The sequence below is a fragment of the Nocardia sp. CA-129566 genome (assembly GCF_050956075.1).
Lineage (GTDB): Bacteria > Actinomycetota > Actinomycetes > Mycobacteriales > Mycobacteriaceae > Nocardia.
In genome coordinates this window covers 6,893,077-6,906,242 of record NZ_CP192085.1, presented here as the reverse complement: position 1 = coordinate 6,906,242, position 13,166 = coordinate 6,893,077, and the positions used below count along the sequence as shown (strand labels likewise).

Annotated in this window: 11 protein-coding genes, 1 tRNA gene and 1 pseudogene; 8 read left to right on the top strand and 5 right to left on the bottom strand. The window is 65.4% G+C overall.

Going from position 1 to position 13,166, the window contains the following annotated elements:
- Positions 1–171: 171 nt before the first annotated feature.
- The 4 genes from ACQP0C_RS30430 to ACQP0C_RS30415 form a co-directional block, all read right to left on the bottom strand.
- Positions 172–243: transfer RNA gene (locus ACQP0C_RS30430), tRNA-Val, on the bottom strand.
- A gap of 32 nt (positions 244–275) precedes the next feature.
- A complete protein-coding gene (locus ACQP0C_RS30425; RefSeq protein ID WP_433679687.1) occupies positions 276–755 on the bottom strand; it encodes a peroxiredoxin in 480 nt (159 codons plus the stop codon).
- A 72-nt stretch (positions 756–827) separates the two neighbouring features.
- A complete protein-coding gene (locus tag ACQP0C_RS30420; protein ID WP_040688342.1) occupies positions 828–1,250 on the bottom strand; it encodes a DUF3052 domain-containing protein in 423 nt (140 codons plus the stop codon).
- 158 nt (positions 1,251–1,408) lie between these two features.
- Positions 1,409–1,966 carry a hypothetical protein gene (locus ACQP0C_RS30415; RefSeq protein WP_433725458.1) on the bottom strand — a complete coding sequence of 186 codons (558 nt, stop codon included), beginning with the start codon at positions 1,964–1,966 and terminating at the stop codon, positions 1,409–1,411.
- A gap of 297 nt (positions 1,967–2,263) precedes the next feature.
- On the opposite strand from ACQP0C_RS30415, the gene aceE reads away from it, so the two are divergent.
- The 8 genes and pseudogenes from aceE to ACQP0C_RS30375 all read left to right on the top strand — a co-directional run bounded on the left by aceE (position 2,264) and on the right by ACQP0C_RS30375 (position 11,805).
- Complete coding sequence (gene aceE, locus ACQP0C_RS30410) at positions 2,264–5,083, top strand: pyruvate dehydrogenase (acetyl-transferring), homodimeric type (RefSeq protein WP_433734708.1); 2,820 nt, start codon at positions 2,264–2,266, stop codon at positions 5,081–5,083.
- Positions 5,084–5,094: 11 nt separating this feature from the next.
- The gene (locus ACQP0C_RS30405; RefSeq protein ID WP_433725456.1) at positions 5,095–6,429 is read left to right on the top strand and encodes a PucR family transcriptional regulator; all 1,335 of its coding nucleotides are present in this window, start codon (positions 5,095–5,097) and stop codon (positions 6,427–6,429) included.
- A gap of 128 nt (positions 6,430–6,557) precedes the next feature.
- Complete coding sequence (locus ACQP0C_RS30400; protein ID WP_433725454.1) at positions 6,558–7,472, top strand: ACP S-malonyltransferase; 915 nt, start codon at positions 6,558–6,560, stop codon at positions 7,470–7,472.
- A 124-nt stretch (positions 7,473–7,596) separates the two neighbouring features.
- Positions 7,597–7,896, top strand: coding sequence for a meromycolate extension acyl carrier protein AcpM (gene acpM / locus ACQP0C_RS30395; protein WP_040688302.1), 300 nt, complete (start codon positions 7,597–7,599; stop codon positions 7,894–7,896).
- 10 nt (positions 7,897–7,906) lie between these two features.
- Complete coding sequence (locus ACQP0C_RS30390; protein WP_433725452.1) at positions 7,907–9,157, top strand: KasA/KasB family beta-ketoacyl-ACP synthase; 1,251 nt, start codon at positions 7,907–7,909, stop codon at positions 9,155–9,157.
- Positions 9,158–9,289: 132 nt separating this feature from the next.
- Entirely contained in the window at positions 9,290–10,723 is a 1,434-nt protein-coding gene (locus ACQP0C_RS30385) for an acyl-CoA carboxylase subunit beta (protein ID WP_433725450.1), read from the top strand.
- 149 nt (positions 10,724–10,872) lie between these two features.
- Positions 10,873–11,148 (top strand): annotated as a pseudogene (locus ACQP0C_RS30380) (cation:dicarboxylate symporter family transporter); the annotation flags it as partial.
- 186 nt (positions 11,149–11,334) lie between these two features.
- Positions 11,335–11,805, top strand: coding sequence for a winged helix-turn-helix transcriptional regulator (locus ACQP0C_RS30375; protein WP_433725448.1), 471 nt, complete (start codon positions 11,335–11,337; stop codon positions 11,803–11,805).
- Between the two features lie 385 nt (positions 11,806–12,190).
- Here the strand turns inward: ACQP0C_RS30375 and ACQP0C_RS30370 are convergent, their stop codons facing one another.
- Positions 12,191–12,886: a nitroreductase gene (locus ACQP0C_RS30370; RefSeq protein WP_433725446.1), complete on the bottom strand. Its 696-nt coding sequence runs from the start codon at positions 12,884–12,886 to the stop codon at positions 12,191–12,193.
- Positions 12,887–13,166: the final 280 nt, after the last annotated feature.

The following is a 13,166-nucleotide window of genomic DNA, read 5'->3' as shown; positions in this document are numbered from 1 at the left end:
CTATCGCTGAGATCTCAGTCGGTCGGACGCTTTGATGCCCTATGGCCTCGTGTCGTCTCGGGCTCGCTCGCACCGCTCACATCGGCCGCCCTCGTTCGCCTGCTCCACGGTGCGGGTGTGGAGCACGCTGCGGTAGCAACCGATACCCCTGTCTACCTGGTACTTCTTCGGTGGGCGCAGAGGGGTTCGAACCCCCGACCGCTGGTGTGTAAAACCAGAGCTCTACCACTGAGCTATACGCCCGGGATCCGTCGGTGGGTTACCGACGGGCCGGTCTAGGACTCTAGCGCGGCGAGCGCTTTCTCCCAAGCCGCCTGGTCACGGGGCTCGCCGGGGCCGTTCATTTCGGCGAAGCGGATGACGCCGTCGCGGTCTACGACGAAAGTGCCGCGGTTGGGGTAGCCGGATTTTTGGTTGAAGACGCCGTAGGACTGGGCGACGGCGCCGTGCGGCCAGAAGTCGGACAGCAGCGGGAAGATGTAGCCCTGTTCGGCGGCCCAGATCTTGTGGGTGGGCGGCGGGCCGACCGAGATGGCGAGTATCTCCGCGTCATCGTTCTGGAACTTGGGCAACTCGTCGCGCACCTTGCACAGCTCGCCCTGGCAAATCCCGGTGAAGGCGAGCGGATAGAACACGAGCAGCACGTTCTTCTTGCCGCGGTAATTCGAGAGCGTGACGTCTTGGTTGTTCTGGTCCTTGAGCGTGAAATCCGGCGCGACAGTGCCGATTTCCAGCGGGCCAACCTCGAGTGGCATCACTGATCCTCCATCGTGTCGGGCTGCACCGGGCGGTGGGAACACCGCCCGGCGAAACCATAGCGAAAGCGGTCAGCGCTGTTTCGAGGGTGCCTTGGGCTGCACGAGGCGGCTGCCGGACCAGGCACCGAGGCTGATCGCCGACGTCTGCGTCAGACCCGCGGTGGGCGCCGCTTCGGCGATATCGCTCGGATCGACATGACCAGGTTGCCCGGTCTTGGGGGTGAGTACCCAGATGAAGCCCTCGTCGGCCAGCGGGCTGATGACTTCCATCAGCTCATCCGCCAGATCGCCGTCGCCTTCACGCCACCACAGCAGTACGGCGTCGACGACCTCATCGGAGTCTTCGTCGACCATCTCCCCGCCGCTGGCCTCTTCGACGTCGGCCCGCAGGTCGTCATCGGTGTCCTCGTCCCAGCCCAGCTCCTGGACAACCATGCCGTGTGTAATGCCAAGCTTCTGAGCGTAATTCTGCGCGTCCGCCGCGGCGACCACGGTGGTGTCCTCCTCAACTCCAGACAATAGTTAGTTGCAAGCGAACATGGTTATCGCCTCGAGCGCAAGCTGATCGGAGGAAATACCCACGGAATGTCGCATGACAACCTCGTGTCATTGACCGATTATCGCCACCCGCGCTCGGTTCGTGGGATGAATCAGCGTTTCGGGCATGCGTCCTTGACCGCGTTGCGCGCGTCGTTGACCCGTTTGCTGGCCTCGTTGAGCGCGCCGACCGGCGCGGTGTAGGTCATTTTGCGGGTTTCGGCGGCCAGCTGCCGAGCGGCGGCGACGTATTCGGTGAATTTGGCCTGCAGGTCCGCCGGTAGCGCGCCGTTGGCACCGTTCACGCCGGTCTCGACCTTGGTCGCGGCGTCCTCGAGCGTCTTGGCTGCGGTATCGCGCTTGGCGTTGTAGTCCGGCGCGTTCGCATCGTGGGCATCTACGAACTCGTTGTACTTCGAGACGCCGACGCCTGTAGTTGTGGGGAATTGACCACAGTTGTCGTTGATCGCCTGTGCCTGTGCGGCGGCCTTGCGCGAGGAGGTGGCCGCCGCAGAGGACGAGGCCGCCTCGGTCTTGTAGGCGGCTAGGTCCGAGGCATTCGGATTGGCAACTCCGTCAACGTGTTTCGCACACCCGGCGACGGTAAGGCCGATCACGACCGCCGCGGCCGCGCACACCGCTCCGAACCCGCGTGGGTCCAGCACCTTCATCGTCCTCCCGGCTCCTCTTTATCGTCGGCGGTACTCGACTCACGTTCCCTGCGGAACCGTACTGTAGATGCCCCTGACATGATGACCTGGGCCACATCTTCGGCAAGGATGGAGGTGCGCCCGAACCTAACGTAGACGGGTGGTCCGCCAACCAAGCGTGCCCATCCGGGGATACAGACGCCTATCAGCTTGTCCACCCCTGTACGAGGAGCAGATTTGACCGACCTGATCCACTCTTCCGCACCAGCGAAATCCGCTGGCACCAACGCCGCGCCCGGCGATCCGAATGGATCGCACGTGCCGCCGACCGGCGGGCGGGTGCGGGTGATCCGCGAAGGGGTGGCGTCCTACCTACCGGACATCGACCCGGAGGAGACCTCCGAATGGCTCGAATCGTTCGATGACATGCTCGACCGGGAAGGTCCGGGCCGCGCGCGTTACCTCATGCTCCGGCTGTTGGAACGCGCCGGTGAGCGTAGGGTCGCCATTCCATCCCTGACCTCCACCGACTACGTCAACACCATCCCCACCGAGAACGAGCCGTGGTTCCCCGGCGACGAAGAGGTGGAGCGACGGTTCCGGGCCTGGATCCGCTGGAACGCGGCGATCATGGTGCATCGGGCGCAGCGTCCCGGAATCGGTGTCGGCGGCCACATTTCGACCTACGCGTCCTCGGCGGCGCTCTACGAGGTCGGCTTCAACCACTTCTTCCGCGGCAAGGACCATTCCGGCGGCGGCGATTCGATCTTCATCCAGGGACATGCCTCGCCGGGCATTTATGCCCGTGCGTTCCTCGAGGGCCGGTTGAGCACCGACCGGATGGACGGCTTCCGGCAGGAGTACAGCCACGGCGGTCCGGGCCACGGCCTGCCGTCGTACCCGCATCCGCGGTTGCTGAACGACTTCTGGGAGTTCCCGACGGTGTCCATGGGCCTGGGCCCGATGAACGCCATCTACCAGGCGCGGTTCAACCACTACCTGCACGACCGCGGCATCAAGGACACCTCCGACCAGCACGTCTGGGCCTTCCTCGGTGACGGCGAGATGGACGAGCCGGAGTCGCGTGGCCTGATCCAGGTGGCCGCGAACGAGGGCCTGGACAACCTCACCTTCGTGATCAACTGCAACCTGCAGCGTCTCGACGGCCCGGTGCGCGGCAACGGCAAGATCATCCAGGAACTGGAGTCGTTCTTCCGCGGCGCGGGTTGGAACGTCATCAAGGTCATCTGGGGTCGCGAGTGGGACGCGCTGCTCGGCGCCGACCGCGACGGCGCGCTGGTGAACCTGATGAACAGCACCCCCGACGGCGATTACCAGACCTACAAGGCCAATGACGGCGCCTACGTCCGCGACCACTTCTTCGGCCGCGACCCGCGCACCAAGGCCCTGGTCCAGGATCTCTCGGATCAGGAGATCTGGAACCTCAAGCGCGGCGGTCACGACTACCGCAAGGTCTACGCCGCCTACGCGGCCGCGATGGCGCACAAGGGTCAGCCGACGGTGATCCTGGCCAAGACCATCAAGGGCTACACCCTCGGCAAGCACTTCGAGGGCCGCAACGCCACGCACCAGATGAAGAAGCTGACCCTGCAGGACCTCAAGGACTTCCGCGACCTGCAGCGGATTCCGATCTCCGACGCCGAGTTGGAGAAGGATCCGTATCTGCCCCCGTACTACCACCCGGGTATGCAGGCGCGCGAAATCCAGTACATGCTCGATCGCCGCAAGGCGCTCGGCGGCTTCCTGCCCGAACGGCGCGCGGCGGCGAAGCCGCTGCAACTGCCGGGCGATGAGGCGTACCGGTCGGTGCGCAAGGGTTCCGGTAAGCAGAACGTGGCCACCACCATGGCCCTGGTTCGGCTCATGAAGGAGCTGCTGCGGGACAAGGAGATCGGCAAGCGGATCGTGCCGATCATTCCGGACGAGGCCCGCACCTTCGGTATGGACTCGTGGTTCCCTTCGTTGAAGATCTACAACCGCAACGGGCAGTTGTACACCTCCGTCGACGCGGAATTGATGCTTGCCTACAAAGAGAGTGCTGTCGGGCAGATTCTGCACGAGGGCATCAACGAGGCCGGTTCGACCGCGTCGTTCACCGCGGCGGGTACCTCCTACGCCACCCACGGCGAGCCGATGATCCCGCTCTACATCTTCTACTCGATGTTCGGCTTCCAGCGCACCGGCGATGGATTGTGGGCCGCCGCGGATCAATTGGCGCGCGGTTTCGTACTCGGCGCTACCGCGGGGCGAACCACGCTGACCGGTGAGGGTCTGCAGCACAACGACGGCCATTCGCTGCTGCTCGCCTCCACCAATCCGGCCGTGGTCACCTACGATCCCGCGTTCTCCTTCGAGATCGCGCATATCGTGCGTGACGGCCTGCGCCGGATGTACGGCGGCGGCACCGCGCAGCCCGGTCCTGGCGCACTGCCCGGCACGCATCCGCACGGGTCCGCGGGTGAGTTCGGCGGCGAGGACGTCTTCTACTACATCACCCTCTACAACGAGCCGTATGTACAGCCCGCCGAGCCCGACGATCTCGATATCGCCGGACTGCTCAAGGGCATCTATCTGTACAAGCGCGGCGGCGAGGGCAGTGTGCGCGCGCAGATCCTGGTCTCGGGCGTCACGGTGCCCGACGGCGTGCGGGCTCAGGCGCTGCTCGCCGAGGAATGGGGCGTGCAGGCCGATGTCTGGTCGGTGACCTCATGGGGTGAGCTCCGCAAGGAGGCCCTCGACAAGGAGATCGCCCAGCTGCGCAATCCGGGCACCGACGCCGGGGTTCCGTACGTCACCCAGGCGCTGGCCCGGGTCGATGGTCCGTATGTGGCCGCGACGGACTGGATGCGTGCGGTGCCGGACCAGGTCCGCAAGTGGGTGCCCGGCGACTTCACCACGCTCGGCACGGATGGCTTCGGTTTCTCCGATACCCGTCCCGCCGCGCGCCGGGTCTACAACGTCGACGCGCAATCGATCGTGGTCGCCGCGCTGGCCGCACTGGCACGGACCGGCAAGATCGATCCCACGAAGGCCACCGAGGCGGCGGCCAAGTACCGCATCGACGATGTCGACGCCGCGCCGAAGTCGGCTCCCGGCACCGAAGACGAACTCGCATAGCGGACGATTGGATGGTGGAACGTAAACCGCCGCGGCCGCGTCGGATCTCCGAAGGCTCCTCCGAGCACGAGGTGTATCTGCCGACGGGCGCACTCTCCCCGAACCGGCAAACCCGTGACCCGCTGCCGGACACGCTGCTCAAACGCGTGAAGCAGTTCTCCGGACGCCTCTCCACCGAGGCGGTCGGGTCCATGCAGGATCGGTTGCCGTTCTTCGCCGATCTGGACGCCGCGCAGCGCGCGGGCGTGCAGATGCTGGTGCAGACCGCGGTGGTGAACTTCCTGGAATGGCTGCAGGATCCGGAAAGCGATATCCGGTTCAGCCTGGATGCCTTCCAAGTGATCCCGCAGGATCTGGCGCGGCGGCTGACGCTGCGCCAGACCGTGGACATGGTCCGTGTGGCCATGGAGTTCTTCGAACAATGGCTGCCCGCGCTCGCGCGCAACGACCGGCAGCTGGTCGCGCTCACCGAGGCGGTGCTGCGATACGGGCGTGAGCTCGGCTTCGCGGCCGCCTCGGTGTACGCGAGCGCCGCGGAATCCCGCGGCGCGTGGGATACCCGACTGGAGGCGCTGGTCGTCGATGCCGTGGTGCGCGGCGATTCCGGCCCGGACATGCTCTCGCGGGCCGCGACATTGAACTGGGATGCCACCGCGCCGGCGACGGTGCTGGTGGGCACCCCGCCGGGGGATCAGGGCGTCTCGATGGTCGGTTCCGTGCACACCATCGCCGCGCGGCACGGCCGCGCGGCGCTGGCCGTCGTCCAGGGCTCGCGACTGGTCATGGTGGTCAGCGGAAATCTCGGCGACACCTCTTATGCCTCACCGTTTCTCGCGGATCTGCTGGCCGAGGTGTTCTCCGACGGTCCGGTGGTGATCGGCCCGACCATGCGGACCCTCGGCGCGGCGCATGCCAGCGCGGTGGAGGCACTGGCCGGAATGGAAGCGGTGGTCGGCTGGCGTGGGGCCCCGCGGCCGGTGCACGCGGCGGAATTGCTGCCCGAGCGTGCACTGCTGGGCGATCGAGCTGCGATCGATGCGTTGAACGAGTATCTTGTCCTTCCGTTGGCCGCCGCGGGCTCCTCGCTGGCGGACACACTCGAGGCCTATCTGGACTGTGGTGGCGCTGTCGAGACGTGTGCCCGGCAGCTGTACGTTCATCCAAATACGGTTCGCTATCGCCTCAAGCGGATAGCCGAGATCACGGGCCGCGATCCGATGAATCCGAGGGACGCCTATGTACTCCGGATCGCCGCAACAGTGGGTCGTTTGACACGAACCCGTAACGAACCATCAACACCTGTCCCAGAAGTCACTCAATTCTCGGTGGGTAACGAAGGGCTGTAACGGATCCGGCGAACCGGTCGATCGGGACGCCCCACATGGGATTTTGTGGGACCCCCACAAAAGCGAGCAAAAAGGTTCATTCGCGTCGACATCTCGTGCGGCGCACCTCACAGTGTTTTCTTAGAGGTGTGATCGCGTTGTTCGCCCCTGGACAGGGGTCCCAGACACCCGGCATGCTCGCGCCTTGGCTCGACCTTCCAGGCGCGACCGATCGCCTCGCCATCTGGTCCAAGGCCGCCGGCCTGGATCTGCTCCGTCTCGGCACCACCGCGACGGCGGAGGAGATCACCGACACCGCCGTGACCCAACCACTCGTCGTGGCCGCGGCCCTGCTGGCATATGCCGAAATCGAGCCGGAGTCGCTTCCGGCCACTACCATTGTCGCTGGACATTCGGTCGGTGAGCTCGCCGCCGCCGCGGTCGCCGGAGTCATCTCCGCCGACGAAGCGGTGACCTTGGCCGCCATCCGCGGTGCGGAAATGGCCAAGGCGTGCGCGCTGGAACCGACCGGCATGTCAGCGGTGCTCGGCGGCGATGAGGCCGCCGTGCTCGCACGGCTCGAAGAGCTCGACCTCGTCCCGGCCAACCGCAACGCCGCGGGGCAGATCGTGGCCGCCGGACGTTTGACCGCCCTGGCGGAACTCGCCGCGAACCCACCCGAGAAGGCGCGGGTGCGTGCGCTGCCGGTCGCGGGGGCTTTCCACACCGCGTTCATGGCCCCGGCCCAGGACGCTGTGACGGATGCCATAGCCAAGATCACGCCGAACGAGCCGACTCGGACCCTGCTTTCGAACTTCGACGGCAAGCCGGTCGCCTCGGGTGCCGATGCGGTCGCTAAGCTCGCGGCGCAGGTCACCCGGCCCGTCCGGTGGGATCTGTGCACCGAAACCGTGCGACAGGCGGCGGTTTCGGCCGTGGCGGAGCTGCCACCGGCGGGCACGCTCGTCGGTATCGCAAAACGGGAGATGAAGGGCACGCCAACCCTGGCCCTGAAGACCCCCGAAGACCTCCCCGCGTTGGCCGGGCTCACCACTTCCGGCTAGCTTTCCCCCCGGCGATTGTGTAACCAAATGCACGATCGTGACCGAGCAAGCGGTAACCATCGGCTCGCTCGATTCGAAAAACAACAGTGAAGCCCTACAAAGTAGATAAGAAGGGAGCCACGAAGTGGCCGCTCTGACCCAGGAACAAATCGTCGAGGAACTCGGCAAGATCATCGAAGAGGTGACCGGTATCGAGCCCTCCGAGGTGACGATCGAGAAGTCCTTTGTCGATGACCTGGACATCGACTCGCTGTCCATGGTCGAGATCGCGGTTCAGACCGAGGACAAGTACGGCGTGAAGATCCCGGACGAGGATCTGGCCAGCCTGAAGACGGTCGGCGACGCTGTCGCTTACATCCAGAAGCTCGAGGCCGAGAACGCTGAGGCGGCCGCTGAGCTCAAGGCCAAGTTCGACGCCGAGTAGGGCCGACACTGTGACCACTCCTTCCACCTTGAACGGGAACTTCCCCAACGTCGTCGTTACAAGCCTGGCGGCGACCACGTCGATCGCTGGTGATGTCGATGCGACGTGGAAGGGACTCCTCAACGGCGAGAGCGGTATCGACGTTCTCGAGGATTCCTTCGTCGAGGAGTACGACCTTCCGGTCCGCATCGGCGGTCACCTGAAGGTTAAGCCCGAGACCCTGCTGAGCCGTGTCGAATGTCGGCGCATGGCCTACGTCGAGCAGCTCGCGACCGTTCTCGGTCGTGAGGTCTGGCAGAACGCGGGCAGCCCCGAGGTCGACCCGGAGCGTCTGGGTGTGGCGATCGGTACCGGACTCGGTGGCGGTGACGCGCTCATCGACTCGGTCGACAAGCTGAAGAACGGCGGCTATCGCAAGATTTCGCCGCTGGCAGTTCAGATGGTCATGCCGAATGGTCCGTCGGCCGTCGTCGGCCTCGAATTGAAGGCCAGGGCAGGAGTGGTCACTCCGGTCTCGGCATGCTCGTCGGGCTCCGAGGCCATCGCCAATGCTTGGCGGATGATCGTCATGGGTGACGCCGATATGGTCGTTACCGGTGGCGTGGAGGGTTTCATCGACGCGGTGCCGATCGCGGCATTCACCATGATGCGCGCGATGAGCACCCGCAATGATGACCCGAAGGGTGCCTCGCGTCCGTTCGACTCCGATCGCGACGGTTTCGTCTTCGGTGAGGCCGGTGCGCTGATGGTCATCGAGACCGAAGAGCACGCCAAGGCACGTGGTGCGACGATCCACGCGCGGCTGCTCGGCGCCGGTATCACCTCCGACGGCTTCCACCTGGTCGCACCGGACCCCACGGGCGACGGTGCCGCACGGGCGATGACCAGGGCGATGCAGACCGCGGGTCTGACGCCCAAGGACATCACCCACATCAATGCCCACGCGACCGCGACGCCGATCGGCGATACCGCCGAGGCGAACGCGATCAACAAGGCGGTGGGCAACCACGCTTCGGTGTACGCGCCGAAGTCGGCACTCGGGCACTCGATCGGCGCCGTCGGCGCCCTCGAATCGGTGCTCACCGTGCTCAGCATCCGCGACGGCCTCGTCCCGCCGACGCTGAACCTGGAGAACCAGGATCCGGAGATCGATCTGGATGTGGTGCACGGCGAGGCTCGCCGCCAGGAGATCGAGTACGCGATCAACAACTCGTTCGGTTTCGGTGGGCACAATGTCGCGCTCGCCTTCGGTCGGGCATAGCCGCACAGACCGGGCAGACTGCACAACGAACCCCGGTGGGGTCGGCCATTCGACAGTGGCCCGACCCCACCGGTGTTTGCCATACGCAGCCGCTGGTAGCGGCGCACTTGCTTGAGGTGAGGAGAAAACGCGATGACGATCATGGCTCCCGCGTTTCAACCAGAAACTTCGACCGATCCGCGTGATCCACTCGGTCGACTCCAGCGCTTCTTCGACCCTGGAACCGTTCTGCCGCTGCACCCGCGGGACAAGTCCGGTGTGCTCGCCGCGATCGGCGAGGTCGACGGTGTTCGCACCGTTGCCTACTGCTCGGATGCGACCGTCATGGGCGGCGCGATGGGTGTGGAGGGCTGCAAGCACATCGTCGACGCGATCGACACCGCCATCGATTCCGCCATCCCGGTGGTCGGCATCTGGCATTCCGGCGGTGCTCGCCTGGCCGAGGGTGTCGAGGCGCTGCACGCGGTCGGCCTGGTCTTCGAGGCCATGGTCCGCGCGTCGGGTCTGGTGCCCCAGATTTCGGTGGTGCTCGGCTTCGCGGCCGGTGGCGCCGCCTACGGTCCCGCGCTGACCGACATCGTGATCATGGCGCCCGAGGGGCGGGTCTTCGTGACCGGTCCCGATGTGGTGCGCAGTGTGACCGGTGAGCAGGTCGATATGGCGACCCTCGGTGGTCCGGAGACGCACGGCAAGAAGTCCGGTGTCACCCACATCGTGGCCAATGACGAGGCCGATGCGCTGCACCGCGGTCGTCGCCTGGTGTCGATGTTCGCCGAGCAGGGTGAATTCGATCTGGTCGCCGCCGCGCACGGTGATGTCGACCTGAAGGCGATGATGCCGGAGTCGGCCAAGCGTGCCTACGACGTGAAGCCGATCGTCCACGAGCTGCTCGACAACGTCGACGGTGAGTCCTCGTTCGAGGAGCTGCAGGGTGGTTACGCGCGCAGCATCGTGACCGGTCTCGGGCGGCTCGGCGGGCGCACCGTGGGTGTGCTGGCCAATAACCCGATCCGCCTCGGTGGCTGCCTGAACTCCGAAAGTGCCGAGAAGGCCGCGCGTTTCGTGCGGTTGTGCGACGCGTTCGGTATTCCGCTGGTGGTGCTCACCGATGTGCCCGGATACCTGCCCGGTGTCAGCATGGAGTGGGAGGGTGTGGTGCGGCGCGGTGCGAAGCTGCTGCACGCCTTCGCCGAGGCCCGCGTCCCGCGCGTCACGCTGGTGACCCGCAAGATCTACGGTGGCGCCTATATCGCGATGAATGCCCGGTCGCTGGGCGCGACCGCGGTGTACGCGTGGCCCGGCTCCGAGGTCGCCGTCATGGGCGCCAAGGCCGCGGTTGGCATCCTGCACAAGAAGGCACTCGCGGCCGCGCCGGAGGACGAGCGTGAGGCGCTGCACGAGCGTCTGACGGTCGAGCACGAGCGCATCGCCGGTGGGGTCGAGCGAGCCATCGCGATCGGTGTGGTGGACGAGGTCATCGACCCGGCCAAGACGCGCAGCACCATTGCCGCGGCACTGGCGGCTGCGCCGGTGCGCAAGAGTCACCACAAGAACATTCCGCTGTAGATCCGGTAGCGGAAGCGGGCCTCGGGATTTTCCCGGGGCCCGCTTTTCGTTCCGCGTCCGACCTGGGGTGACGGGTATATATCGATCGGGATTCCGCTCAGCAATATTGTTGAAACTTTGGTGATACGCGTTGCTCGTTCGTTGCGCGCATGAGCGTGACGATCGAATCCACCGCATCGACGGACCCGGTGCGCAAATCGCCTTGGTCCCGTTCGTTATTCCTGCAACTGCTGGTGGCGATCGTGGCCGGAATTCTGGTCGGCAAACTGTGGCCCGACTTCGGCGCGGGTCTCGAACCGCTGGCCGATGGGTTCATCAAGCTGATCAAGATGGTGATCGCGCCGATCATCTTCTGCACGGTGGTACTCGGCATCGCCCATGTGGGGGATATGAAGGCGGTGGGGCGGATCGGGGTGAAGGCCCTGAGCTGAATATCATTCCGGCGTTTGTGATTTCGGCGTTCGCGGAGAGCGGATGCGTAAGGTGCTGGATGGGGAACAGGTGCCGCCGTTGCAAGACGCCGATCCGATGGTCGGGTATTCGGCGCAGGCGGGCTGAGCGGCGGCGGGGAAAGCCAGCGCCGGGCAACGACCGATCGGTAGCATCGACAGGTGCGCTACGAGGAACTTGCCGATGAGCCGTGCTCCATCACGCGGCCCCTGGTGATCCTGGGCGACCGCTGGACCCTGGTGATCCTGAAGTACGCGTTCGCGGGCGTCCGGCGCTTCAACGCGTTCCAGAGCGCGCTCGGTATCTCCCGGAGTCGGCTACAGGATCGCCTCGACCGCTTGATCGAACACGGAATCCTGGTCAAACAGAAGGCGGCCGTCGGTGCGCACGAGGAATACCGGCTGACGCCGAAGGGCCACGATATCTACCCGATCCTGATGGCGATCCGGGACTGGGGTGATGCGTACATGGCCCCCGACGGGCCGCCGGTCGCATACCGGCACCGCGGGTGCACCGGTGAAGCACATGTCTCCCTCCAATGCGATTGCTGCGGCAGCGAACTCACCGCCCGGGATATCACACCGGAACCGGGACCCGGTATGACGGAGTTCCCTGGACGTCAGGCGGGTTGACCGTCTCAGATTCGGCTCCCGCATACCGAATGAGCGCCTCGCACGGGTTGTGGAGCCTGTTGCCGAATACGCCGAACATGCGATTGTGCCGTCACACCGCCGTCACAGCGACAGACCAAATCACCTAGCGGCAGGCATGATTGCGCCTCAGCCGTCCACATAGGCACGTGATCTGCGTCACGGCCAAAAACCGCGCCAATTCGGCAACAGGCTCTGTGCCCTGTGCGTGGCGCTCAATTGGTATGCGGCAGCTCGATTACGAACTGAGGCAGGCCTTTTCGCGGAGTTGGCGCGGGTGTGGTGATCGGCGTGCTCTAGGGCTCGACCCTTTGTGTGGCTTGACGTCGAGGAGGGCTCTTCTCGGGTTCGTTGTGCGGCCCGGGGGTCAGGCGCTGTGCCAGGTGGCGACCTGGTCGAGGTCTTCGCGGGAAGTGCGGAAGGCGTTGACCGGGTGATTCGGATTCGGATAGCCGAAGGAGATGGCGGCGACCACTCGGCGGTGCTGCGGGAGATCGAAATAGGTGCGCAGGAAGGGGGAGTAGGAGGCGAGGGCGGCTTGCGGGGCGGCGCCGAGGCCGAGGCTCTGGGCGGCGAGTAGGAAGGTGCCGATATAGAGGCCGCAATCGACGGCGCCGTAGACGCCGAGGTCGGCCTCGGTGGTGATGATCGCGACGTGCGGGGCGTCGAAGAGTTCGAAGTTGCGCCGCGCCTGGCGCATGGTGCCCGCGTGATCGCCCTTCACGATGCCGACGCTGTCGTAGAGCCGCAGCCCGCATTCGCGTCGGCGATCGCGGTACACACCGGTGTACTGCGCGGGAAAGGCGAAATCCGGTTCCGGCGTCGCGGTTGCGATGTGTTCGAGAAGTTCCGCGCGGAAGCGGTCGGTGCCCGCGCCCTCGGTGACGACGACCTGCCACGGCTGGGTATTGCACCAGGAGGGGGTGCGCTGGGCGAGCCGCAGCATGGCCTCGATGGTGTCGCGGGGGATCTGGTCGGTCGTGAACTGTCGGCAGGTCCATCGGTCGTCGAGGATGCGGCTCAAGGCCGTGAACTCGTCGGTCTGCAGGCTGGTCGGGTTCATGCGGCACTCTCTCGAATCTGGTCTTATTTCGAGACTGAACGCTAGCAGCTATGGTCTCGTTTTGGAACTGGTAGTCGCGCGGACCTGGGCACGGGCGTGGAATGTGATGCGGTGCTGTCGCGAAATTGATTGGCTCACAGAGCGATACGCGCAGCGCCAGACAATGAAAATGGGGGCTCGGGCGGTGGGGCAATTCGATGAAAGATGCCGTACGGGTCCGACTCGACTTGTACGCTCCGGGCTGGACTGAAATGCTCCTACTCCTGATCTCTAGAACGGG